Genomic DNA, 25,069 nt, shown 5'->3' on the forward strand with positions numbered 1-25,069 from the left:
AACTCTTTACCATGCTGTTCAAAAAACACTCACGAAAGATCAACACGCCCTAGTAAAAAAAAGTAAGGATGCTACATATGGCACCCTTAAATTAATTGGCATTGAAAAATAAGTTAGTGATAACTTTCCACTTCATACTCCTCTCTTTTGAAAGTTGGCTCGACCCTAACAGAACTAACCCACATTCCAAAATCAACCCATAATCGCATGTAGTATATTTCGTTTGATTTATATTCTTGGGTAGTAGCTCTGCGTATGAGTAGTGGTATTTCACCGTACACTTCATGAATGCCAGGTTTCACTGATAGCTTTAATGGCTTTTCTGAAGTAACAAGACCAACGGGTTGGCGATCTATGTAGAGTGAGAAATCATCAACCATTCCCTGTTCATGGAAGATAATGATAGTAGCTTCATCCTCTTTCAATAAGGAAGAATCCAACGGCACTGTTATCAATGAACTAGAGCTACACCCATTAATCACAGCTGCAAGTATAAAAATCAAAAAGGGTCGTATGATATCCATTTACCGTATCTACCGATTAATCAAGAGCATATTAATTTCATGATACCAATAATCATGGAGTTTAATATGATCAAGGTTGCAACTTTAGAAACCCTCTCAACCCTTCCAATCACTACTACCCTACAAGAACAAGTCAAAGCCATACTCACCGAACCATTCCACGATGAAACTGAAACCCAGCAGGCATGGGACGAACTGCAATGTGAACTTTGGTTCCTTACTTCAATTACTGACCTAAGCGCTGTCGTTGTCGACGATATTGAACTGCTGAAACGAGCTCTAACCTATATCGAATTCGAAGATGAACTAGATTACGGAGCTTCTATATCCCTAAGCATTGTCGAGGATAACGGCAAGGGTATTTACCTACTGATGCCTAAGACACTCCGTACTGAATTACACCAGCATTTCTCAATCTCTGATGAGTAAGGGGGACTGATGCAATCTCGTAAATTCAAATTCAATAAACGCCAACTTGATTCATTACCGCCGACGCCGTCGACAAGTCGAAGCAAAGAAACAGAGTATACGGATGAGCTCTGTAGCGGCCTGAAAATAATTATCAACAGACAAGGGAGACGCAGATTCCTATTCAGGTACACCTATTTTGGCAAAAAAAAATCGTTACAAATTGGCGAATATCCAGCGCTAGATATCAATACCGCTAGGCAGATAGCTAATGACCACAAGCGAGAGATAGCTCTGGGTAATGACCCTAAGGCTATGAGGGATGAAAAATCCAATGTACTAACCTTCTTCGAGTTTGCGGAAGAACACTACTTACCCTATGCCCGAATGAACAAACTCACTGCTAAGAATGATATTGGTAACTTAAAGCTTCATTTCTATCCCAAATGGGGCAAGAAAAGTATCACCGATATCAGCCAACAAGACATTCAAAAGCTACTCGATGGGGTCCTAGAAACAAGGAAACCATCAACAGTGAATAGATTACGTTCCTTAGCCCTTAGAATGTTCAGATTAGCGATGGAGTGGGGGATTCGTGGACAAGAATCCGGGGCAGTACATAAGGAAGCTTAAGGAGAATAATTTAAGAAACAGATTCCTGAACCGCAAAGAAGTTTCATCTTTCATCAAGGCATGCAACGAGGAACCCAATCGTACTCAAGGCAACGCCTTAAAATTCGCCCTGCTTACCGGAATGAGAATTGGTGAAATTACTAACTCTAAGTGGGACTGTCTTACCGTCGACGACGACGGCAATTGGAGCCTATTTCTTCCCCACACAAAATCGGGGTTATCAAGGACGGTTTTACTCAATAATTTAGCTAAGGAGGTAATAAATGACCAACGACGATTTCAGATACGTAAGAACCCCTATATCTTTGCCGGAGATGCACCCGGTAGACCTATCGCACATCCAAAGAAGGCATTCGCTCGAATCAAGAAAGCAGCAGGGATCTATGATGACTTCCGTATACATGACTTAAGGCACTCTTTCGCTTAAATTTTAATCAATAGTGGTAACGCTACGCTCTATGATGTTCAGCATCTACTTGGGCATCAGAGCCCTCAAACGTCGACTAGGTATGCTCATTTGGCTAGCTCTAGGCTAAGAGAGGTAAGTGCTAATGTTTCTGAGTTGGTGGGGGATGTGAGTAACGGGTAGTCTAAAAGCAGTGGGTATGTGGCACGCTGTTTTTTTGGCATTAAGAGCATCAGGTTCATTATCACGCTTGCTTGTTAGAAATACTTTTACTTATATTGTCAATCAGATACCCTTATGACAGAAAGGTTCTCGGTGTCTGTTAGTGATGAAAATACTATATAAATATGTAGAAAATCCAAATTTTATTTTGAAGGATGGATACATCCGAGCTTCACAATTATGCGCGTTAAATGATCCTTTTGAAGGGAACTACTGTAAAGAAGGGCTAAGTAAGCTAGCCGAAGAAATTAAGTTTGGTTATGGGATTGATACAAATTTGTGTGAGTTTGTTGAAAATAACAAACACAAAATTGGTGTTGTTTGCCTTACCGAGTCTAAAGAGAACCTGTTAATGTGGTCACATTATGCCAAAGAACATAAAGGCTGTGTAATTGGATTTATTGTTAGCTCTAAACATGAAACAGAACCATTTCACTTATTTGATGACCTTTTTGAGCATGATAATTTTGATATAGTCCCATCACCATTCAATGGAGCATTTGAAGCAGTTAGTTACAGAAAGCAGCCAAGGTATCGCATAGATAGCTTTGACTGTGATTACTCGAACTTTCATGAAGAGCAAATTTTGTACGAGATTTTTCAAAGAAAAAGCGATGAATGGATATATGAAAAAGAACACAGAGCTATTCTAAGGCTGTCACAAGCGGATAAAGTCGTTCTTACAGAAGAAGCGCTACTAACCCACAGAGATCCTTCACACTTTCTAGAGGTGGCAAACGATTTAAAATGCTACGAAAAAGTAAAAAATGAGCATCATTTCTTACTAGAAAAAATTTCAGATCGTTGTGAGCGAGGATCTATGGCAGATGCATTGGAGAATTTTTCAAAACATAGAGACGTACTATATTTGTTCAAGCTTGATAAATTATCTATTAGATCAATAACATATGGGTACAACTCTTCACTTATCGATAGCGCTTGTGAGTTTAAAGAAATTTTTTCTACTAGATTTTTTGAACACTGGGAAACCTGTTTAAATAAGACTAATTATACTCTTGATTTTAAAGAAATTGATTTTATTTAAACTATACCCACCCCATCCTAAAATCCTAAGTCTCTGGGTCGGTCACTCTAGACTGGCCCTGTAATCTCTCTCTAGCCCTTGCTCTACCTGACTTCTTCAGTAATTACTTTCCCTAGGTTTTGTTGACGGCGTCGTCGGTCCGGTCCTAGTCCGGTCTTTTGAGTCAATTCTAGGGTTGATAGAGTTAGGGGAGTTGCCGAACGGATTCATCATCTATTTCAGAACCAACCTCAGTAACCCTGTTAACCCTTCCAACTCCGACATCCCCATCAACCTCGTCGTCGACGTCAGAGAAATCATGCGGATAATCAGGTGATGTGATTTTGCTGGTGGATTTCAGAGTGATTCGGGGCAGGGTTACTATGTTGATTACAGGGCTGAAGCTTGGCTCATAATCGTTCGGTCCCCAGTTCAAATCTGGGAGGGGCCACCAAATTAGAAAAGCCAGAACAGTTCATGCTGCTCTGGCTTTTTGCTTTTCTAAATCTGTACAACTTACGCCCTGCATTTCCTAACCAATAACGAATCATCCCGCACACAATTCCAATTGCCTCTCTGTGACTAAACATACTTTTCTTTTATAAAAAAATCGGCAATATGAGTGTACACAAATCATTCAATAGTTCAGGGAAGAAACATGAAAGACGAAACACTCTCGATTCACTTCGGCTACGAAACTGATCCAACAACCAAATCGGTTGCCACACCTATTTACCAAACCGTCGCTTACGAATTCGATGACGCACAACATGGCGCCGACCTGTTTAACCTTGCGGTGCCAGGTAATATCTACACACGGATAATGAATCCAACCAATGATGTGTTAGAAAAACGCATGGCAGCCTTAGAAGGGGGGATTGCAGGCTTAGTGGTAAGTGCGGGCAGTGCTGCGATCAACTACGCGATTCAGACGTTGGCGCAAATCGGTGACAACATTGTCTCAACGCCTCAGCTTTACGGTGGTACTTACACCCTATTTGCTCACATGTTGCCAAACCAAGGAATTGAAGTTCGTTTTGCTAAAGACGACAAACCAGAAAGCTTAGCGGCACTGATCGATGAAAAAACCAAGGCGGTTTACTGTGAAAGTATCGGTAACCCAGCAGGTAATATTATCGACTTAGAGCGTGTTGCTGAACTTGCTCACGCACAAGGTGTACCTGTGATTGTTGATAACACGGTGGCGACGCCTGTACTGTGTAAACCTATCGATTTTGGTGCTGACATCGTGGTGCACTCACTAACTAAATACGTGGGTGGTCACGGTACAACGTTAGGTGGCGTGATTGTCGACTCAGGTAAATTCCCATGGGCACAGCACAAGGACCGCTTCCCTGTGTTTAATCAGCCAGAGCCTTCTTATCATGGCGTGGTTTATACCGAGGCCTTTGGTGAGGCTGCGTTTATTGGTCGTGCTAGAACGGTTCCCCTACGTAATACAGGTGCGGCACTGTCACCAATGAATGCTTTCATGTTGATGCAAGGTTTGGAGACGTTGTCGCTACGCATGGAGCGACACACAGAGAATGCCTTGAAAGTAGCGGAATACCTCAAGCAACACGAGAAAGTCAGTTGGGTAAGTTACGCTGGCCTGCCTGATTCAGAATTCTATCCACTCGCTGAAAAGTACATGCAAGGTAAGCCATCGGCCATTCTATCTTTTGGTTTAAAAGACGGTTATGAAGCCGGTGTTCGCTTCTATGATGCACTGCAAATCTTCAAGCGCTTAGTTAACATTGGCGATGCGAAATCTCTCGCTTGTCACCCAGCTTCGACGACACACCGTCAACTAAGCGAAGCTGAACAGAAACAAGCCGGTGTATCACCGGAGATGATTCGCCTATCAGTAGGTATCGAGCACATTGACGATATCTTGGCTGACCTAGAGCAAGCACTGAGCGCTTAATGACGCTACAGCTAGCTCTAACACTGATCGTTAACTAACAGACATAAAAAAGCCCATCACAGGATGGGCTTCTTATTATCTATTGTCGGAGGACAATATAGTTTGCTCTGAAATGTGCCTCTTTCGAGCTCCCTATAACGGTATGACCACTAAAGTTTGATCATTTTGAGGCGCGTTGCTAGCAACAAGACTTTATGAGATGACAATAAAGATTGATCAATTTATGAATAACTACAGGTATTGAAAATCTGGGTAGTCCGGCTCAAAGTACTTGCACTTGTGATACGTGTGATCAGCTCCAGCAGTTTTGGACATCGGGTTCTGGCGGATCCCCTCATAATTCTCCCAGTCCACCACATAATAATTTCTGCCATTAACGCCATAAGTAGCAATATGTCGATTCGATTAGTACAACGTGTCCGATTGTGACGAAGGGCTAACCCGTAAGCAGGGCTTTTCAAATCTCGAAACGACTCTTCAATTTGCATCCTTTTGGCGTATAAATGCGTTATTTTTACGCCATTTAGTACATCGTTGGGGATGTTGGTAACCAGAAGCCAAGGCTCTTTTGCGCCCTTGTGGAACACTTTCCCCGCAGAGTGCTTTTGACAGGTTCGGCTATGTCGATGTGCTTTTCTACCTTTGGGAATGCTTTTGTATAAGTAGGCAAAGCACAAGAGTGGCGAGCGTCTTGCTAACTGGCTTGCACCTAAAAACTGGACCTTGTTCGTCGCTTGAGGGTAGAAAGTTTTGTTCCACTGCCAAGGCGCTTCACCACACTTTATTGAGACCTCACCGCGTACACGCCCAAGCCAAAACCAACCCTTATTGGCAACTTGACGAAACCATGTATTCCTAAAGCCCGCATCAGAGACAACAATAGGCGTACAGCCATTTGGGAGCAGTGTTTCTAACTTATCGAGGAAGAGTTGATGGCTCTTGGGTGAGTTGTAGTTTTTATACTCAAATGCCTGTTCATAAAGGGTGATTGCTCGCCCCTTAACGGTAACAGAAGCACGCAATGTCATATATCTGAGTTGCTCTCTCACATCAGACCAATCGACGAGAACCACAGGAAAGGGATTTGCTCGGGTAATGAACGACGCATGCCATTTATAAATCGCATCTTTTTCTCTGTGCAGGTTTCGGTTCCCCAGAAGTCGGTCAATGCGTTTTATAGCGTGTTTTACGGTGGTCTTCGTCTCAAGTGCTCGTCCAATTTTAGTTAATGTAAGGTCCGAACCATCGAGTACCGTTTTAGTTGCAAGCATCAGATATCTAAGTCGTTTTTTGTGAATGTTTGGGCACTGGTTTTCGATAGTTTGCTGTAGAATTTGAACATCGCGCATCGTTAGGAATTCCTATTAAATCCATTTAATCAAGTGTGTTTTTGGCGAAATTCATTAGATCAGAATGAGCGATGTGCGTCTACTCATTGTTTTATATGGAAATTATGAGGGGATTCTTAAGCATCGGGGTAAATTGACCAGCTCCCCGCTTTCTAATCCACCCAAAACTTAGTAATGTTCATCTATCAGGAGGAAGGTGAATATGAAGAAGCAATTCAACGAACAGCAGATCATTGGCATTTTCAAGGAAGCAGAAGCGGAATTACCCGTCAAAGAATATGCCGCAAGTGCATACTCCGACCCATGCTGAACACTCATTCCGGTTCAATGTGAACACCTATTCTGGACTCACTGTGAACACTTTTGCCCACATTTTCGAAATCACTGTTCACGTTCCGCCGGAACCCCTTTCAACGTATTGATCTTCAACTTATTTGGTAATCTGTTTCCTATTTAGAGCAGGACTATGCCAGCAAAGAGACTTGCAATGCGTAAAATTCGAGATGTACTCAGGCTGAAACTGGATACCAGGTTGTCAATTCGGCAAATCAGCGCGAGCACAAAACTCAGCGTTGGTGCTATCCAGAAGCTGCTCCAGAAAGCACAACACTGAATCTGACTTGGCCGCTCCTGATTCACTGACAGATGATCAACTGGCCCAACTGTTCTACCCCGGATCCGATACGCGGACCTCGAGCCGATATCAGGTTCCCGACTGGGCAGCTGTCCATCAAGAGCTGAAACGCAAGGGGATCACCAAGCAACTGCTGTGGGAAGAATATACCCAGCAATACCCCAGCTACAGCTACTCGCAGTTCTGTGACCGTTACCTTCACTGTAATAAGCAGCAAAGACGCTCCATGAGACAGCTGCATAAGGCCGGGGGGAAAAGTGCTTTATCGACTACTACGGCCAGACGGTTACCATTATCTGCCATTGCACCGGTGAAGTCCGACATGCCCAGGAGTTCGGGCGCATCCAACTATACCTATGCGGAAGCGACAGGGTCCTTACCACTCGGTTACATTGACGCAACAGTCACTGATACAAGTAAGATTGTCATTAGCGAAATTATGTACGTTTTTCTGAGGCTGAAGAGCAAACCACCTCCTCCGCAAGAGTAGGTGGCAAACTTCCTACTACCGCCCGAACTTAAATCCGATGGAAATGTTCTGAAATGTCATGAGCGAGCAGGCTATTAGAATGCACGAGCTACCCTTCCTAAGCTTGTGACAGAAAATGACTGAGTCGCATATGGAATAAATACAGACTCTCCCTTATTAATAACAAGACAATTTCCATTGCGGTCTTCGAACCTTACATCACTATCAATGGCGAACCAAATCTCAGCACGAGTGACTTCAACAAAGCTTTGGCTTGGTTCTGAATAAACAGAAAATGAAAAATCACCAACAGGAACAGGAAACTGTTGCTCAGATCCTCTAATGATTGGCGCTGTAAAAATTTTCTCTGGATTCATTGCCTTAAAGTTGCAACGATTGACTAACTCAGGTACGTCAATATATTTCGGTGTTAGGCCAGCACGCAGCACATTGTCTGAATTGGCCATGATTTCTATCGCTGTCCCTTTTAGGTATGCATGAGGAGTTCCTGCATGCAAGAACATTGCTTGTCCCGGGCTAAGCTGTATAACATTTAACATCAATGGTGCAAGCAAGCCGATGTCATTCGGGTAAAGCTCATTTAATTCTAAGACCAATGCAGCCAAAGAATCATCTGACTCACGTGCCCATGCTAAAAGTGCCAACAGAACATCGTCTTTGACTTGGTTATTCAAATGCAGGATACCCGAGAAAAGCTGGCTTAAGCCACTCTCAGTTCGATCTCCAGAAAAACTATCAATTTGCTGTTGTAAAACAGGGCACCGAATGGCCGTAAACAAATCCACAATCTGATCGTATGGGCGAAAGCCATTCATAGCAAGGAAAGGCGTGAGAGCATAAACTAATTCTGGTTTATGGTTAGCATCCTTATAATTGCGATCAAATGCATTAATATCAATACCTTTCTTGTTCTCCATCTCAAAGCCGGCGCTTGCTTCTTCTTTTGTCGGATGAACTTGAATTGAAAGCGCTTTTTCAGCTGCTAGTACTTTCAACAGGTATGGTAGCTCAGCATATTCTTGATACGTTTTGGATCCAAGCATGGCCTCTGCGTAGATCTCAATCAACACATTTAACGACCTAGACTCACCGTTGAATGTGATAGACGAGCTTGCTTTAGGATGTGCTCCCATCCAAATTTCAGCCATTGGCTGGTTATTCTGATTTTCGATACCAAATAGCTCAGGGATTGATGTCCGACTTCCCCATGGATAATCTTGAACAATATTACTTAATTTATAAAATCCACCAACATTCATATATGCATCTCTTGTTTGGTTCATAATAGATTCATCGAAATTTGAAAGATATGAAAAAAACGCCCATATATGGGCGCTCAGTCAATAGAAGGGGGCGACTGTAAAGATTGCTTGCACAACGTATATTGTTGAACAATGTTCTAAAATAAATAGATAATTGTTCTTGTATTTTGTGATTTATTTTCCGCAACATCGCTTGTACTTTTTACCACTCCCGCAATTACATCGAGAATTTCTTTCCTGCTTATCTTGATTAATTATTTTTACCCCATCACTCTCTATAGTATTAGCAGGCTCGACCCCAAAGATAACTTGTTCTCGAATTTGGTCTAGATAAGGTTTAGCGTGGTTAAAAAAATGCTTGTATCCAGCACACAGATAATTGTGGCCCATTTGATTATCGGACGACAGTGAGAACCTATGTTTTGGACACCCCCCATTACAAGCAAATCGGAACTCGCACTTTTGACATTCGCGTGTCAATGTTGTTTGCTTATCTAATCCAAACTGGACCGCTTGCTCAGTTCGATTTAGGTCTAGTATCGATTCAGTATGAATATTGCCGAGCTTATGTTCCGGGTAAACATAGTGGTCACAGTTGTATAGGTCGCCATTGGATTCCAAAGCAAAAGCATGCCCACATGTAGGAGAGAATACACACATACTTGCAGGCTGGTTGCACCATGCTCTCAGCGCCGTATCAAACATTTGTACATAAACATGCTCAATATCCCTTTGGACCCAAGTATCGAAAATAATATTTAGGAATTCACCAAACTGCCACGATGGAACAGACCATTTAGTCAACCTAGCGGTGCTTTCTCCAGGTAAAACCAAGCGAAGTCCGTCATTTGCTGTTGTCGTAGATTCTCGTTCGATTAGCGGAATAAACTGTATATGCCGAGATCCTATCGAAAGTAGAAACTGATAGACTTCTGTTGCGTATTCAACATTGTGCTTACCTACTACCGTCAATGTGTTGAATTCAACATTATGTTTTTGCAAGATAGCAATGCCTTGCATGACTTGTTTGTGAGTTCCCTTTTTAGCTCTATTTACACGGTGTTGGTCATGAATATGCTCAGGCCCGTCAATAGAGATACCGACCAAAAAATTATGCTGAGATAGGAAAGCCCCCCACTTGTCATTTAATAAAATTCCATTTGTCTGTAAGCTATGGTGGATTCGCTTTCCGCTAGAGTGCTTGCTGCAAAGTGATACCGCCTTTTCAAAGAACTCTATACCCATTAGCGTCGGTTCTCCGCCCTGCCAAGCAAAATCGACATCCAGCCCAGGTTGTGCCTCGATATGTTGCTTAACAAACTCTTCCAACGTAGCGTCCGACATTTTCCAATTGTTTGCTCTGTCAGGGTATAACGCTTCTTTTTCAAGATAGAAGCAATATGTGCAATCAATATTGCATACAGATCCTGTTGGTTTAGCCATCACATGGCAGCCTCTATTACCATTCATAATTCGCTACCTACGTTTACAAGTGTTGTGTTTTGGACAAGTTATACATCAATTACTCAGAACAATAAGGTCAAAGCTAGAGCAAACAAGATAACACCTAATGTCAGCGTGTAGAGATACTTCTCTTCAATTTTTTTCACTATTCTCACAGCCAGTGGCACCCCCAATAGTGCTCCGAATGTCATTAGGCCTGCAGTGGTCCAATCAGCCTGCCCACCCTTGCTGTAATTGAGTGCAGTAATTGAAGACAATGCCAACGCCATAACAACTGATGAACCAATTGACTTCTTAATATCAACACCAAGAAACGAGTTGAACGCAGGTAACAGCATGACTCCCCCCCCAACGCCTGTTGAACCTAATACAGCACCACAACCCGCCCCAGTACACACCGCTTTTCGTTTCTTTATGTCGCTTGCTATAGCCTCCGAGTTTTTTCTTTTACCAAGATAGAGAGACAGCAATGAAAAAAGCATCACACCAATAATCATCCAGTCAATCACTTGATGAAGCATCACTGAATGCGCTTCGTCAGAATTAATTCTAAGAATTAATTCTGTAATAAGTAAAGTACTCGGAACAGCTCCAAGCAACATGAAGGCTACTGGACGCCAGGCTACGTTCCCTGCACTTATGTGTGATATTCCAGCACCTACTTTAACTAAGGCAGAAATAAGACTGGCAGTCCCTACTGCCAGGACCGTGCCCATGCCAAATACTACTTGAAGGATCGGTATTATTAAGACCCCGCCTCCAACGCCTGTCATACCTAAACAGAAACCGATAACCCCACCCAGAGCAAGCTTTAACAAGCTATCTAGGTTTAGTATTAACATTATCCAGTCCATAATTACCCCAAACCACTTAATTCCGGATAAATTAAAACACAAAGTAGCAAACGCTACAAACATATTTGGCATTTAAAGCTTAAAAAACCTACACTAGCAATATAACCTAACTCATAAATGTTGATTTATCTCTCATTTCACTCTATTTCACCCACCCAACATGTTAACCGCGTCAAACTCGGGCAAATAAATGTAGCATTCGCTACATCAGAGTTTACTATAGTTACTCCTAACGTGTTTTAAGGTTCGTTTCATGAAAAATCAGCTCTTTTCTAAGGCTCAAAATTTAGGCAAGTCTTTTATGCTGCCTATTGCGGTATTACCCGCTGCGGGATTGTTACTGGGTATCGGTGGAGTTTTCTCAAATCCGGTTACAGTTCAAACATACCCAATTCTCGACAACACATTTTTACAGGCTATTTTCATTATGATGAGAATGGCTGGAGAGATCGTTTTCGCCAACCTTCCACTACTATTTGCAGTAGGGATAGCTGTAGGTCTAGCAAAAAACGACAAAGGCACCGCTGGCTTAGCTGCTGTACTGTCATTTCTAATAATGAATGTAACTGTTAAGGCTCTACTCACTATATCTGGGAGTATAGCGGTTACTGATCTAGCGGTGCATGGTCAAGCTTCTGTGCTTGGTATCACAACTCTTCAAACGGGAGTGCTTGGTGGGGTGCTTTGTGGCTTGCTAACCGCATACGCTCACGGAAAGTACAACAAAGTCGACCTACCTATGCTGCTCTCCTTTTTCAGTGGCTCAAGGTTCATTCCTATCGTGACCTCGTTCTTTTCAATCTTCCTAGGTATCGCTCTTTTCTATATCTGGCCTTACTTTCAAAGTGGTATAAATGGTCTGGGATCGCTAGTTGATGAAACTGGATATTTGGGCACTTTTTTCTTTGGAGCATCTTTAAAAGCGTTGTTACCTCTTGGTTTACACCATCTATTCTATATGCCGTTTTGGTTTACTAGTGTCGGTGGCGAAATGGTCATCAATGGCGAGCTAGTTCAAGGTACTCAACCAATTTTCTTTGCCCAGTTAGCCGATCCAAACACAACGCAATACTATGAGGGTGTCTCTCGCTTTATGGCTGGTCGCTTTGCAGACTTCATGTTTGGTTTGCCTGGTGCAGCTCTTGCCATCTACCACTGTGCAAAAGTTGAAAATCGCAACAAAGTTGCCGGAATTCTTTTGTCTGGTGCGCTGACTGCCTTTGTAACCGGTATTACCGAACCACTAGAATTCATTTTCTTGTTTGCTGCACCACTACTTTATGTCGTGCATGTTATCGGAGTAGGTTTAGCCTTTATGCTTAGCCATATGTTCGAAGTCACTGTAGGGCAAACGTTCTCAGGTGGTGTCATAGATTTTATCTTGTTCGGTGTACTACAAGGAAACGATAAGACCAACTGGATTAATGTGTTACCGATTGGTGCCGCCCTATTCTGCTACTACTACTTTAGCTTCAGATTTATTATCACGTGGAAGAACTTAAAAACTCCAGGGCGTGAAGATAATGACGACGGATTAGAAATCGTAGAAGGTGAAGAAAAGCTAGCCGGCATTATCGAAGCATTTGGTGGGAAAGGTAACATCTCAATATTAGATTGCTGCGCAACAAGATTAAGAGTGACTGTATTAGATACTCAACTAGTACAAAAGGATGCCTTTAAGAAATTTGGGGCTGTTGGTACTGTTGTTAAAGGTACGGGTATTCAGGTTGTGTTTGGCCCACAAGTTTCTGTTATTAAAAATCAACTAGATGATTATCTAAAACTAGCGTAGTCAATAGTATTATTTTGAGGGAAGCGATATTTTAACTTCCCTCTTTTTGGAGTTTTTATGAAAGCTGTCGTTTTAATGTTTGATACATTAACCAAACATCATATATCTACTTATGGTGGAAGTGCCATTACACCTAATTTTGAGCGCCTTGCAAAACATAGTGTTCAATTTAATAACTTTTATGTCGGTAGCATGCCATGTATGCCGGCACGAAGAGAAATGCATACTGGTCGATATAACTTTTTACATAGAAGTTGGGGACCATTAGAACCCTTCGATTTCTCGATGCCAGAACACCTTTCAAAAAACAAGATCCATACGCACCTCGTCACCGACCATAAACATTACTGGCGTGATGGCGGAGCGACTTATCACCCTCGCTATTCAACATTCGAGTTTATTCGAGGGCAAGAAGGTGATAACTGGAAAGGTCATGTTGCCAAGCCGACGGTTAATTACGATGGTAAAGAAGAGCAAGCTGTCATTAACCGACGAGTAAAAAGAATGACTCAGGACTTCATAAACCGAGACTATATGAAGACCGAAGAAGAACATACGTTGACGAGAACCGTTGAAAAGGGACTGGAGTTTATTTCCAAAAACTCTGAACAGGATAATTGGTTTTTGCAATTGGAATGTTTCGACCCTCACGAACCGTTTTTTGTGCCTGATAAATACTTAGAAATGTATGGCTGCTGTCAAAAGGATTTTGATGGTTGGATGTATTATAACGCCAACACGGATTCTCCCGAAAAACAAACATTAATACGTAAGTTCTACCAAGCACTCATCACAATGTGCGATGAGTACTTAGGAAAAGTTCTTGATAGCTTTGACGAACATGATCTTTGGTCTGACACTATGCTCATGGTATGTACTGATCATGGTTTCTTGTTGGGAGAGCATGATTGGTGGGGTAAGAACATTATGCCCGTCTACAATGAGATCGCTAATACGCCATTTTATCTCTGGGATCCTAGAGTTGGGAAGAGAGGTGAGCAATCCAATGCCCTCGCGCAAACAATTGATATCGCTGCAACAGTTCTCGAGTACTTTGATTTTGAAATACCGAAGCAAATGGAAGGACGTTCCATTAGTCAACATCTAGCCTCAGGCGATAAAATCCGTGACTATGCTTTGTTTGGTTACTTCGGGGCTCATATCAATATCACCGATGGCCAATACGTGTATATGAGAGCGCCAAGAGATCGAAATAACACGCTTAACGAATACACGTTAATGCCTACACATATAGATAGCCGATTTGGTATCAAACAGTTATCACAAGCTGAATTGCACGATGGGTTTGACTTTACTTTGGGCGCAAAATTGCTAAAAGTTCCAACCTCGATCAACTACACAAATGCATTTCGTTTCGGTGACAAGCTATTTGATCTAGAGGCAGATCCCACGCAAGAAACAGCAATCGCAGATCACCCAAAAGCGCTAGAATTTTGCGACGCAATAAAGAAAGAACTTATACGGAATGAGGCTCCTAAAGAGCTTTATGCTCGCTATACGCTCGATGAGTTTGATTTAGCATCAATCAAACGTGAACACGATTCCTTTGTTGCGTATCAAACAAGTCTGTTTGCCAACGTGGACTTACTCCATCACTCTGTGGCTGAAGGTTTAGAAATTGTGGTTAACGTTGGCGACGATAGAGAAAGCACGCTTTCGACCGTTTTAAGCATTATCAATAAAATTGATCAACCAGTATCACCGCGAGATGTTTTTGACATTGCTGAGTCTATTTTTAAAGGTGAGCAACTTAAAAAAGCCATCTACCAACTGAACATGGCGATGAGATATTACTAATGAAATCTAGTGAGCTTATTACCATCGCGACAGGTCAGTTTGAGGCTACAATAAACACACTTGGCGCAGAGCTAAAAGAATTTTCTGCTGGCAAAGATAAAAGTAACTGGTTATGGAACGGTGAACAATGGGCGCATACCGCGCCTATACTGTTCCCTATTGTCGGCAATTTAAATAATGGTAAATTTGTGCACGATAATAGCGAGTACTCGTTACCGCGGCATGGATTCGCTAGACAAAGTTTATTTAAAGTCGTCGCCAAAGGCGATGACTTTCTCAAACTTCAGTTAACATCTAACGCTAGTACTTTTGAAAACTATCCGTTTACCTTCACGCTTACCGTTGATTTTTTCGTTAACCCGAAAGGGCTCACCGTTGAATACAACGTGGAGAATACATCTGAAAGCTCAATGTGGTTCTCTATTGGCTCACACCCTGGCTTCAATTCAAGTTCGGATACCGTAATCGAATTTGAAGACGTAGCTCAACCGTTTATAGGAAAAGAAGGCTTTACCGAGCTCAAGGAACACGCTCCGCTGTCAGTAAGGAACAACTCGGTTAAATTGGAGGAATGGGACTTTAATAAAGGTCCCCTTTACTTCAAAAACCTCAAGCGTCAGTGTATCAAAATACATGATAACAAATACGGAACCAGGTGCATAAATATACCTTGTACACCTTACTTTACTTTATGGAAAGTTCCTGACGCTGACTTCGTGTGTTTAGAGCCATGGCATGGGATCACAGCAGATCCGACAGATACAGTAAACCAACTGAGTGATAAACGAGGTATTATCCACCTTGAAAGTGGTAATAAATTCGGCACTTACTACCAGTTATCCCTTGTCTAACAACCTACGGTATTGAGCTTCCGGGTTATAGCGTTTACATTACCAATTTGAATAGTTATAAAAAGGTAAACACGTGAGTTCAATACCCATTTATCAACAATTGAAGCAAGCTCGCAGCAATATGACAAAGTCTGAACTAAAAATTGTTGACTTGCTCCTTCAAAATCCAGCATTCGTTATTCGTTCATCAGCTCGAGACTTCTCGAAACTAGCTAATGTGAGTGATGCTTCAGTGATTCGCTTTTGCCAAAAATATGGGTTCACTGGCTATTCAGAAATGAAAGAGCTACTCAATCAAGAACTTATTGTTAGTTCAGCAGCCGTTATTCCACCTTTAAGTGCAGATATTTACATAGAGGACTCACTACTAGAAACCATTGACAAAATTTCAGAGATCGTGACTGTTTCTGTAAACGATACTAAAAGCAAGCTATCGGTGGACGATTTAGAGTTGGCAATTAAGCTTATTGACAATGCTCAGCGATTGTTCTTCGTCGGCGTCGGCGGCTCAGGTTTAACCGCGCTAGAAGCCCAATATAAGTTTTCTCGTATAGGCCTTGATGCGACGGGATTTTTTGAAAATCACTCAATGGCATACAAAATACAATACACTAACGACCGAGATATCTTAGTGGCGATATCTCACTCAGGAGAAAAACACGAGATCATAGAAACTGTAAAGACCGCAAAAAGCAATAGCACATTTTGTATTGCCATAACAAACAACAGGAACTCAGAACTAGCTTCTCTATGCGACTTAACGCTTGATAATTGTAGCCAGGGGGAGTTGTATCAAGGTGACTCTATCGGTACTCGTGTATCTCAAATGTTCATCGTTGACATTCTCTATACCGAAATGCTAAAAAAAAGATTTCCTAATGTAAAGTCATCTAAGATTATGATTAAAAATAAAATTTCAAAAAGTTAACGATTTTCAGAACATAGATCGGTGGATTACGACTCACCGCTTCCACGAGGTTTTACATTGGCTATTGGAGCAAAAATGCGCAAAGTGAAATATAATGCCAACTGGCGGAAAACAGGAGTGGAGCCAGATTATCGCTTCTCTTTAGCCAATGAAAGAACGTATTTAGCTTGGATTCGAACAGCCCTCGCCTTGCTTGCTGGATCCATAGCTCTAGACCAAATGGCAACCCAACTTGCACATCCGCAGCTAAAACTAATCATATCAATGGTATTGGCCTTGTTTTCAATAGCCATTGCTATTTTAGGTTATTTGCGTTGGTCAAAGCATGAGAAAGCGATGCGTCAAGAGTTGCCTTTTCCCTATACCTCGCTGTTAAAGGTCACAAGCGTGTTTATAGGTCTCATCACGTTGCTTGTTATTGTTTTTCTATTAGTATGAACAATTATGCTTGATTCTGGCCTGCAATTAGAAAGAACTGTACTAGCTTGGATTCGAACATTGTTGCTATTGATTGTGAATATAGTACTAGTGGCTAGAGGGTTAGTAGTAGATACTTTTAATTTGTTCACTGCGCTAGGTATTGTCACAGCTATCTGGGTTTCTCTTCTAAGTTTTAGTTTATTACGCAATTTCAATAGTGGTGCTAGACGAAACTCAACTCACTTCCTGTTTGTCTCTTTGCTGAGCCTAACTTTAGTTGGGTTATATTGGATTCGCCGTATTTGTGTCATCATGCAAATTTAACTTCTACATATAATTCTCAACTCAATGCCATTCGCCTAGATAACTGAAGCTGGGTTACCTAAACACTTACTTTCCTTGGCTCTTGTGTCACTGCTCGCTTAACAGCTTTATCAATAGTTTCTATCCATGCGGTTTCATACTCAATTTCTGTTCTGAGGACACTTTCACCTTCCACTTTTTTGGTTCTAGAAGGGTGCTTAATTTCAACCACTACTGAACAGTGTTCTTGGTTTGCTTTAGCATCCCATCGAACGCCTTTCTCGGAACATGCTTTCATTACTTGAGCTAGTCCATCTTTACCATTTTCAGAAAAACCAAATAGCCTTGAACCTAAACTGTGCTTGTCGTTAATATCGCTAATATCCACCTCAATGATGACAAGCGGGGTTTGCCGGTAATAGAAATAGGCACAATGAAAGGTTCGAGCCTCCTGTGTGAGCTTATTCTTGTATATCAGGGAAGCGTTGTCCGGCTTTGGCATCGCCAAACATCGTGTCCATTGGAATTGATAATCTGGAAGCATCATTAATTTCTGAATAACCTTTTCAAAGAGCTGAAAGTTACCAGTCGGAGCTACCTCTTTTGGAGCCTCAGGAAGAGTCGTATCATCACAATCACTTCGATTAATCGCCCAGTCTAATTCTTGCGCTGACCCTGTTGCTGTTCCATGGCCAACCGCTGAAACGTCAGGTTTTGGTTCTTCTGTGGCATTAACATTAGGTACTACTCTCGATAGCGCTTTTCCTGGCATTACTTTTACATCATCTTCTAAGTCACAAATAAACCGGAATCCCTTTTCACTCACGACATCCCTTTTTCTATAGTTTCCGGGTGTAGCTTGAAAATCCAACTGCGGGTCTGGATCAGTTCGATTAATTTCGGGACGCTTTCCATCGCTCGGCCCAACAGGGATAACATCCACTTTTTTGGGGTGGTAAATCGAGACCTTTTTGTCACACTTAAAACTCGATGGGTAAACAGTTATGATTTCTTCTACATAAAACAGCATCGGGTCGTCTCTGTCGTACTCACCTGCTATCTCTAATCTCCATTTTTTTAATGGTGGCGGCTCAAAGTTAAAGTTCCACTCCGTACTTTCATCTTGCTGTAGTTTACTATAAACACTATTAAAACTTTTTGTTGCCTCAGGATTTAGCAATAACCAGCTAAGATGTTTACATGCATCTTTAGAGTTCAAGTTTTTTAGAGGGTAATCCGATGACCTATTGAAACGAATAATGCACTCTTCCCCAGCATCATCCACAACAGCCATCCCATGCAACCCATTGGGCCTTAAGGCTGTACGTGTTAGATGTACATTGTGTAAAAAGAGTGCTCGAGCGAGCTCTATACAAGTGACAACAGCCTTTAAGTTGCCCTCCCTTAAAATGATTGAATGTGATTTGTTTGAAAAAGCTCTTTGAAAGTTATCTGATATTTTTATCTCGATGATTTCGCGCTTATGTGGAACCGTGCGTTCTTTGTTCGAATAATGAGAATTAACAACCAACATTGGTATCAGTTCCGCCGGAACACGACTTTTTGGGAAACCTGAAAATTGAACGTTGATATAAGGCCGGACCTTATTATTGAGGACGCGCTTGGTGTGAATACTTCCAATGTTGATTAACGGTACGTTTTCAGGAAAGTACCGCAGCTCTCTGCCAGGCTGGGATGTCCAATCGGAGAATTTCCCGTGCAGGTTTCCTGCTACGCGCACGGCTGAGTCCAGCAAGTCGTTCAATCTCACATACAGGCCTTAAAAAATATTTACACTCAATGAGTTGAACCATAACACGGCTTAACCTCCTAATTTGGTACTCTTCTATAGATTCGCTATATCGATCAAAAAACAGACTGCAAAGCGGTAACTTATACAGTTTTTTCTCAATGAGACTCTTCTGCTTGATGCTGGATGCAAACCACGACTTAGAGTGGCGAGGGTCTTTTATCCTATTATCGGCCCTATTTTTAAGTTTAATGAGTTTTTTAACTAGCAGCAGATCTCGAACCTGCCAGTCAACACGATAATTCTGGTAATTTGATACATGATTAGGTTTGTGAGCATTGAGCCACTTACGATCATATCGATAAAGCCAAGAATATAGCCTTGCACCAAGAGATGTGGCTCTGATCTTTTTAAGTGATTCAGCTTGTGAAGACTCTACAATACCAAGCCATTGGTTTCTGTTTGTATCACGCTTTACTATGTTTATTGTCGCTCTCATTGGTTGTGCTCTCCTTTCAATTTTAGGAAACGTACTAGCGAGATTTAACTCTAGCAATAAATCAACGTTACTATCTCGAAGTGACAACCAAACAATGAAGTGTTGCAGGTAACTGAATACTCTACGATGTTTCCTGAACATTGCGACTAACCATGTATTTGTCCCACAAAATGCTAAGCCTTGTGTGTTCAACCATTCATCTGACCAATATCTCCGCACAGAATCCGAAATTGCTTTATGGTCTATTCTTGAACCAATCATCATTCCTGCATCTCTCGCTAGCTTTTGATAGTAAAGCGTCCACTGAGCTAGTGAAACCGCTCTCAACTTCGAGTTAAGTAACATCTCTACCATTTGGGATAATTTTATCTCACAAGGGTTAGCGGCCTCAGAAAAACGTGTTTGGCATTGATAGCCACTCGCACCAACAAACTGGTGCCTATGTGGGGATTGAATTGGTATATGTGTACCTATCAAAATACACTTATGTTGTGGGCACACGTTGACACCAGGGGCTTGAAACAATCGCTGCCAGTAGGTGAAACCAAGAGCATCGCTTTGCTCTTGCCAACATTGAGGGCAGATCTTATATGTCGTTGGCCACTTGATAACCGAAGCTGGAATGCCAGCACGAGACATGCTTGGGTTTACTCGACTATGAATTAAATTAGCTTGCAGCGCTATATAGCGGTGTGATTCAACGAAGGGTTTGAACAACGGAAGGGACGTATGACGCTCCACGATTTGCTTAGGGTGCACTCCCCATACGTGGCCTACATGCTCCAAAAGATACGCAATATGGCCTTGTAAAAAAGGCGAAGGAACCATCATTCTATTGCCAAATAGGATGTCTAATGCAATCTTGTCATCTTTAATTCCCATTTGCTGGATAAACCGAGCAATAATACTAGTGAGCAACTCATCTTTCTGAGCGGCTGGAAAGTGGGTCAACATCTTTAACTACCAAACAACTCGTTTCACTTCTTTGAGTATAGTTGGCTGCTTCATACCTAGAGGTATGGCGTGATGTCAAGAATCATGCCTTCACGTTTTAGGTTATTGTAGGTGGACATTGGTTTGTCACTTCTCAGTAGCCGAAGGTCGTTATCCACATAACGAGGTTCTAGCTTGGTTACTTTTGATTTTTTAGGCTTACTTTGTGTTGCAGGCTTGTCCTCTAGCGACTTTATATGAGCAACTAATCCAAACAGATCCTCGTTAGGCTTTTCATCGATGGCTTGTCTCGCCGCTAGTTTAGCCACATCCTCACCGAGTCCCATGCGAATCAACATATCAGTGAGTTGCATCAATTTGTCATCAGTTTCCTCAATAGTAACTTCAGGCGCATCCACATCGCTATCGCCAGCTTGCCCAATAATACGAACTGAATCGGCAGGTAAGTCTAAGTCCGCATACTTAACGATTTCTTCTTTTCGACCGCTTTGGAGCGCTCGAATCATAGGATGAATGATCGACAACTCTTCGTTGAACACATCTTCGACTAACTTGAGGGTAATCACTTCTTTTCCTGCAACTACCGCCCTTGCTTGGCAAAGATAAAACAATGAAACGGCCACATGTGCAACACCTTGAGTTAACTCCCAAAACAAATCTTTCATTGGTTTCGTAATCGGTGTCGGTGATTGAAACCACTGCAATTTCCACATTCTGTTGAAAAAGCGATCCCATTCGCTTTCGTCAGCTCTATTTGATAGGTGCTCAAATCGATTCCAATTCAAACTACCAAACTGTGCAGCTCGGCGAGCAGACCTCAGTGTAGGAGAAAAAAGCTCAAGAGCTTTTGGAGTGCCAATGAACAACACTGGCACTTTGATTACGTTGGTAAGAGTAACGAAGAAATTAAGTAGTTTAGTCGCACCGCCGGAGCGCGCGGCATTAAGGTGCTGGATTTCATCTATGACCAAGATACCAATAGAATGAAGGGCGCATACTCTAGCTATGTCACCCAACATAGACTCTGCTGATGATCTCGACTTAACGTAGAGCATTTCGTAGTCGCTTCCAATCGCATCGTCTACCGCACGAAAAAAGTGGATGCATAGACTCTTTGCCGAACCATCATGAGGGCAGTCAATCTTTAGCCATACCAACTGTGTATGCTGATACTCGGGATGATAGATAGCCTGATGCTTGTATGAATCTAATATCGCTTGTACCGCGGTAGTTTTACCTGTTCCAGAGCAACCAATGACAGTCGTTGCCAACGCTGCGCTACCCGCATTTATTGATGCAGTTGAAAAATCAACATTATCGACGTCTAAAAGATTTCGCTGATAGTCAATCGATGAAATGTTTCGCCCTAAATATCCTCGACGAATCATCCCTGAAATCATCTGTTCTAGTTGAAGGTGAGCTTTTGTCGGGTATAGAAACCCATCAAGTATTCGCATCATCGCATGACGACGGATGTACCCAGGCAAGGTCTTTTCAGAATCTCTCACCTTAGGGTAGCGGTTTAACTCTTTGGCCGTATTTTGCGGCGAGTTCAATAAAGGTAGTGCATTGATCAAAGGCTGATCTCGATAATCTTCTATTTCTGGAGCAGCGTATTCCGCATGGTGAATTTTAATCATCGTCATCTCCTAAAAAATCATCCAGTGACGGATATTCAATGCTATCCGAATTGTGCCCCGTTTGAATATCAATGACTTTAGCACTACTTTGTTTTGACTCAGGCTTGAGATTGACTGAGGTATTGTCTCGCTCAAATTCCCTCTCTTCATCTCGATTATCCTTAATACCGGCCAATCTTTGTGAGTCCGTTAATTTAAGCGCATTTGCCTTTTTGTTCCGCTCTCGTTTAGCGATACTCTCAATCGCTTCCTGTAGGTCAGGAGCCTCAAAATCCTTATATTGATTCGCTGAAGCCTCTGCAACTTTAGAAGACTTGAGAATACCCGCAGCATCCACAAAACTCATTCCTTTATATCGACGGCTACGATCTGAAAGCTCACATATCCAATAGGATTGATAGCTGTTATCAGGCCTCAGGTAAACGACATCGGTTCGACGCGGGTCAAAAGCCACCTCAACTGTATTCGGTCTTGTATGCTTAAATCGGTCAAACCAACCTTCAGCCATTGCTTCACGGCAAGTGTATTTCAGTCCTTTGAAACCAATACCGACCTCAGACACTGTCCCTTTTTCAGTGGGTAACAAGTTCACTTCAACCATCTCTTTACTGCATGGTCTTAACTTACCGGTGCGATTTTTGATTCCCCAGTTCCAAAGCTGAATGGGGACTGCGGGCAAGTCATTAGACATATCTTCGGCAAAATCATAATCTTTAACTACATGCCTAGTGTTGTAGTTGATAATGATGTGAATCACTGTCTCAGTGAATGCATGCAAGGTTAATTCTGCGTCTAGCTCATATCGGCGTCCCAAGCGCTTCTTGCCGTTGACTGGCTCGACAATACCACCGACATAGGGCCTGAATTTTGTTTGAAGAGTATTGAAATAGCGTTCCACGCCGCCTTTATCATCCCCTCGGTAGGAGCGCGAGTTACTCAATTGGATGTTAAATGCATTGACGAGAATGTCAGCCTGCCTATGCAAAAGCTCGCCTTTATCCGCCATGATAGACGCAGGAATACCAACAGAAGGCCACATGCTAGGCTCGATTTCTATTCCGTAGCTCCGACAATACTCTGTTTTATCAAGAAAGGCGTTAGACATGGCCATCATTGCCGCAACCCATGATGGGTTTTCCAAACCGACGTAAAGCCCTGTTACCATGCGACTAAAGACATCTTTAACCACGTAAACCACTGGCCTACCGATGATTTTATTCGGGTCTTTCTCTGAAACTAAATAGAGATCCGCAATCGTTGCATCAATCTCATACCGCCCTCCTGGTCCGATATTCATAAAGGCTGATGTGCTTGTTAGCGCTCTAATATCCTTGTCGTATGTTTTGGATGGTGTTCTTCGTCTTACTACATCATGTTCCTTGTAGTTAGATTCATAGAAATAGCGGAATTGGCGAAGAGTCGGTATGGAGGTCTTATCAGAGTCGGGATATCTGGATTTATACAAGCCAATTGCTTTATCTTTGGCGTCTTTGATAGAGAACTTATCGTTTTGAAGAAAGAAGCCATCAATTGCTAGACTGAAAATTTCTGCGACATCATCGGTAATGATGGCACCTACGCCCTCGGCAGTTGTTCGCTTACGCCCGAGCTTATTGCCCACGTCACGCCTAGATTTACCTTTCCCACCTGACTTATGATAATCAGACAGCAATGCATTGGGTGTCATCCCTCTTTGCCAATAGCGACGAAGTTGACGAATGAAGTAAATACGAGGTTTTCCGGTCACTTCAACCGCGTTTCTAATTAGACGATTGCGCGACGCCTTATCAAATAATTCACAGTGGTCTTTTAGTAGAATTTTAAGCAGCGTATAGGCTTCATCTCGCTTGAGAGCTTGTGCACCGTCGAGCTCAACATGAGAGAAAGTAAAAGGTTCACTGATGCACTCTATCGTTTGTACTGCGATCAGTTCATGTAACTCAGAGGTTGGCATAAGTATAGGCCAAGCCGATTCATCATCGAGACTGATCAGCCAGATGAACTCTAACGTTTCGTACACCACACGTATTCGCTCGTTTGAATCTGCGTATTGATAGACTTGATTAAGAAGCATTGCCGACCTCCAAATCTCTATTACCACTAATTAAGAGTTCGATATCTTCGCATTTCCACTCAGTAAACGGTGTTTCAAGTGATGCTTTAAAATATTGATTGGCGATACCATAGCGAAATATTCCGATATGCGTGCCTTCCTCTAGTTGGTATTGATCATCCAATTTTGCACAATGTCGGGCTACATAAGCTTTGGGTTTCTTCGCTAATCTAGCAGCAAGATCAATGACATCTTGCTTGGAGAATGGATATTCAACTTCAGTATCTATATCGATAAGTGGTTTTATCCACTTCAGGTTCATTTTGAGTTCGTTGGATACTTCTTGATCGGTAAAAATGGGACAGGGTACTTTTATTGCTTCCCAGTACGCTTTCTCTATTTGAAGCTTTTCGACAATGCGCTTGTCATCAAGCTTTAGAGCTGGCTTTACGGGGATTGCTAACTGGGAGCCATCAGCAAAATCGATGATTAAGTCCGTAGTAACTATTTTAAGCTCGCCCTTTTCTTGAGGATGACGAATACCTAGTTGGCGACAAATAATCAAAGAATCAGCAAGAGGGATAGGAAACTGCTCTCGAATGTCGATAACCTCTTCACACCAATCGAACACCAGAAATGCGGCAAGCTCATTTCCAGAAAAAAAGTGATGAACTCGACCAACAGTGGCACTTTTAACACGAACGCTTTCGCCAGAACCGCTGAACTCTCCGACTTTAATGAAAGGAACATAGTCCTTTCCCGTCCCTTCGCCTCGTTTTTCTTCTAAACGCTTTTGGTCTTTCTTATTGAGTGGCTTATCTGCATCTGACATAAAAAACCTCCGACTAAGCCAAACTTAGCAGG

Annotated in this window: 19 protein-coding genes and 2 pseudogenes; 11 read left to right on the forward strand and 10 right to left on the reverse strand. The window is 42.2% G+C overall.

Annotated features, from left to right (window positions below; translation table 11 throughout):
• Nucleotides 1-113 precede the first annotated feature (113 nt).
• On the reverse strand, nt 114-524 hold the full coding sequence (locus tag AB6E51_RS11150; protein WP_372058130.1) for a hypothetical protein: 411 nt from the start codon (nt 522-524) through the stop codon (nt 114-116).
• Between the two features lie 66 nt (nt 525-590).
• On the opposite strand from AB6E51_RS11150, the gene AB6E51_RS11155 reads away from it, so the two are divergent.
• The 4 genes and pseudogenes from AB6E51_RS11155 (at nt 591) to AB6E51_RS11170 (ending at nt 5,144) form a co-directional block, all read left to right on the forward strand.
• Entirely contained in the window at nt 591-953 is a 363-nt protein-coding gene (locus tag AB6E51_RS11155; protein ID WP_372058129.1) for a hypothetical protein, read from the forward strand.
• A 9-nt stretch (nt 954-962) separates the two neighbouring features.
• Nucleotides 963-2,154: pseudogene (locus AB6E51_RS11160) on the forward strand (tyrosine-type recombinase/integrase).
• 145 nt (nt 2,155-2,299) lie between these two features.
• Complete coding sequence (locus AB6E51_RS11165; RefSeq protein WP_372058132.1) at nt 2,300-3,238, forward strand: DUF2971 domain-containing protein; 939 nt, start codon at nt 2,300-2,302, stop codon at nt 3,236-3,238.
• 637 nt (nt 3,239-3,875) lie between these two features.
• Entirely contained in the window at nt 3,876-5,144 is a 1,269-nt protein-coding gene (locus tag AB6E51_RS11170; protein WP_136973934.1) for an O-acetylhomoserine aminocarboxypropyltransferase/cysteine synthase family protein, read from the forward strand.
• 221 nt (nt 5,145-5,365) lie between these two features.
• Here AB6E51_RS11170 and AB6E51_RS11175 read toward each other — a convergent pair whose 3' ends face one another.
• Nucleotides 5,366-6,493: an IS4 family transposase gene (locus AB6E51_RS11175; RefSeq protein ID WP_372098810.1), complete on the reverse strand. Its 1,128-nt coding sequence runs from the start codon at nt 6,491-6,493 to the stop codon at nt 5,366-5,368.
• A gap of 466 nt (nt 6,494-6,959) precedes the next feature.
• On the opposite strand from AB6E51_RS11175, the pseudogene AB6E51_RS11180 reads away from it, so the two are divergent.
• A pseudogene (locus AB6E51_RS11180) lies at nt 6,960-7,512 on the forward strand (IS21 family transposase); the annotation flags it as partial.
• A gap of 179 nt (nt 7,513-7,691) precedes the next feature.
• Here the strand turns inward: AB6E51_RS11180 and manA are convergent.
• The 3 genes from manA to AB6E51_RS11195 all read right to left on the reverse strand — a co-directional run bounded on the left by manA (nt 7,692) and on the right by AB6E51_RS11195 (nt 11,269).
• Complete coding sequence (gene manA / locus AB6E51_RS11185; protein ID WP_372098809.1) at nt 7,692-8,900, reverse strand: mannose-6-phosphate isomerase, class I; 1,209 nt, start codon at nt 8,898-8,900, stop codon at nt 7,692-7,694.
• A gap of 153 nt (nt 8,901-9,053) precedes the next feature.
• Entirely contained in the window at nt 9,054-10,349 is a 1,296-nt protein-coding gene (locus tag AB6E51_RS11190) for an anaerobic sulfatase maturase (protein WP_372098808.1), read from the reverse strand.
• Nucleotides 10,350-10,405: 56 nt separating this feature from the next.
• Nucleotides 10,406-11,269: a sulfite exporter TauE/SafE family protein gene (locus tag AB6E51_RS11195; RefSeq protein WP_372098807.1), complete on the reverse strand. Its 864-nt coding sequence runs from the start codon at nt 11,267-11,269 to the stop codon at nt 10,406-10,408.
• 181 nt (nt 11,270-11,450) lie between these two features.
• Here AB6E51_RS11195 and AB6E51_RS11200 point away from each other — a divergent pair, with 181 nt between their 5' ends.
• The 6 genes from AB6E51_RS11200 (at nt 11,451) to AB6E51_RS11225 (ending at nt 17,330) form a co-directional block, all read left to right on the forward strand.
• Entirely contained in the window at nt 11,451-12,989 is a 1,539-nt protein-coding gene (locus tag AB6E51_RS11200; protein ID WP_372098806.1) for a PTS transporter subunit EIIC, read from the forward strand.
• Between the two features lie 57 nt (nt 12,990-13,046).
• Nucleotides 13,047-14,807 (forward strand): sulfatase, encoded by a 1,761-nt coding sequence (locus tag AB6E51_RS11205; protein WP_372098805.1) that lies wholly within the window; start codon nt 13,047-13,049, stop codon nt 14,805-14,807.
• On the forward strand, nt 14,807-15,658 hold the full coding sequence (locus AB6E51_RS11210; RefSeq protein WP_372098804.1) for a hypothetical protein: 852 nt from the start codon (nt 14,807-14,809) through the stop codon (nt 15,656-15,658). Before AB6E51_RS11205 ends, AB6E51_RS11210 begins: the two co-directional genes overlap by 1 nt.
• 73 nt (nt 15,659-15,731) lie before the next feature.
• Nucleotides 15,732-16,586, forward strand: a complete 855-nt coding sequence (locus AB6E51_RS11215) for a MurR/RpiR family transcriptional regulator (protein ID WP_372098803.1) — start codon at nt 15,732-15,734, stop codon at nt 16,584-16,586.
• 75 nt (nt 16,587-16,661) lie between these two features.
• Entirely contained in the window at nt 16,662-17,024 is a 363-nt protein-coding gene (locus AB6E51_RS11220; RefSeq protein WP_372098802.1) for a YidH family protein, read from the forward strand.
• Between the two features lie 6 nt (nt 17,025-17,030).
• Nucleotides 17,031-17,330 (forward strand): DUF202 domain-containing protein, encoded by a 300-nt coding sequence (locus tag AB6E51_RS11225; protein WP_372098801.1) that lies wholly within the window; start codon nt 17,031-17,033, stop codon nt 17,328-17,330.
• Nucleotides 17,331-17,388: 58 nt separating this feature from the next.
• Here the strand turns inward: AB6E51_RS11225 and AB6E51_RS11230 are convergent, their stop codons facing one another.
• From AB6E51_RS11230 to AB6E51_RS11250, 5 genes are read right to left on the reverse strand one after another with little or no spacing between them, the layout of a single operon-like run.
• Nucleotides 17,389-19,080 carry a hypothetical protein gene (locus tag AB6E51_RS11230; RefSeq protein ID WP_372139894.1) on the reverse strand — a complete coding sequence of 564 codons (1,692 nt, stop codon included), beginning with the start codon at nt 19,078-19,080 and terminating at the stop codon, nt 17,389-17,391.
• Nucleotides 18,971-20,512, reverse strand: coding sequence for a TnsD family Tn7-like transposition protein (locus AB6E51_RS11235; protein WP_372098799.1), 1,542 nt, complete (start codon nt 20,510-20,512; stop codon nt 18,971-18,973). Before AB6E51_RS11235 ends, AB6E51_RS11230 begins: the two co-directional genes overlap by 110 nt.
• A gap of 56 nt (nt 20,513-20,568) precedes the next feature.
• Entirely contained in the window at nt 20,569-22,152 is a 1,584-nt protein-coding gene (locus AB6E51_RS11240; RefSeq protein ID WP_372098798.1) for an ATP-binding protein, read from the reverse strand.
• On the reverse strand, nt 22,145-24,226 hold the full coding sequence (locus AB6E51_RS11245) for a Mu transposase C-terminal domain-containing protein (protein WP_372098797.1): 2,082 nt from the start codon (nt 24,224-24,226) through the stop codon (nt 22,145-22,147). Before AB6E51_RS11245 ends, AB6E51_RS11240 begins: the two co-directional genes overlap by 8 nt.
• Complete coding sequence (locus AB6E51_RS11250) at nt 24,216-25,037, reverse strand: TnsA endonuclease N-terminal domain-containing protein (protein ID WP_372098796.1); 822 nt, start codon at nt 25,035-25,037, stop codon at nt 24,216-24,218. The genes AB6E51_RS11245 and AB6E51_RS11250 overlap by 11 nt, the downstream gene beginning before the upstream one ends.
• Nucleotides 25,038-25,069 lie beyond the last annotated feature (32 nt).

The sequence above is a fragment of the Vibrio sp. 10N.247.311.47 genome (genome assembly GCF_041467535.1).
Lineage (GTDB): Bacteria > Pseudomonadota > Gammaproteobacteria > Enterobacterales > Vibrionaceae > Vibrio > Vibrio crassostreae_C.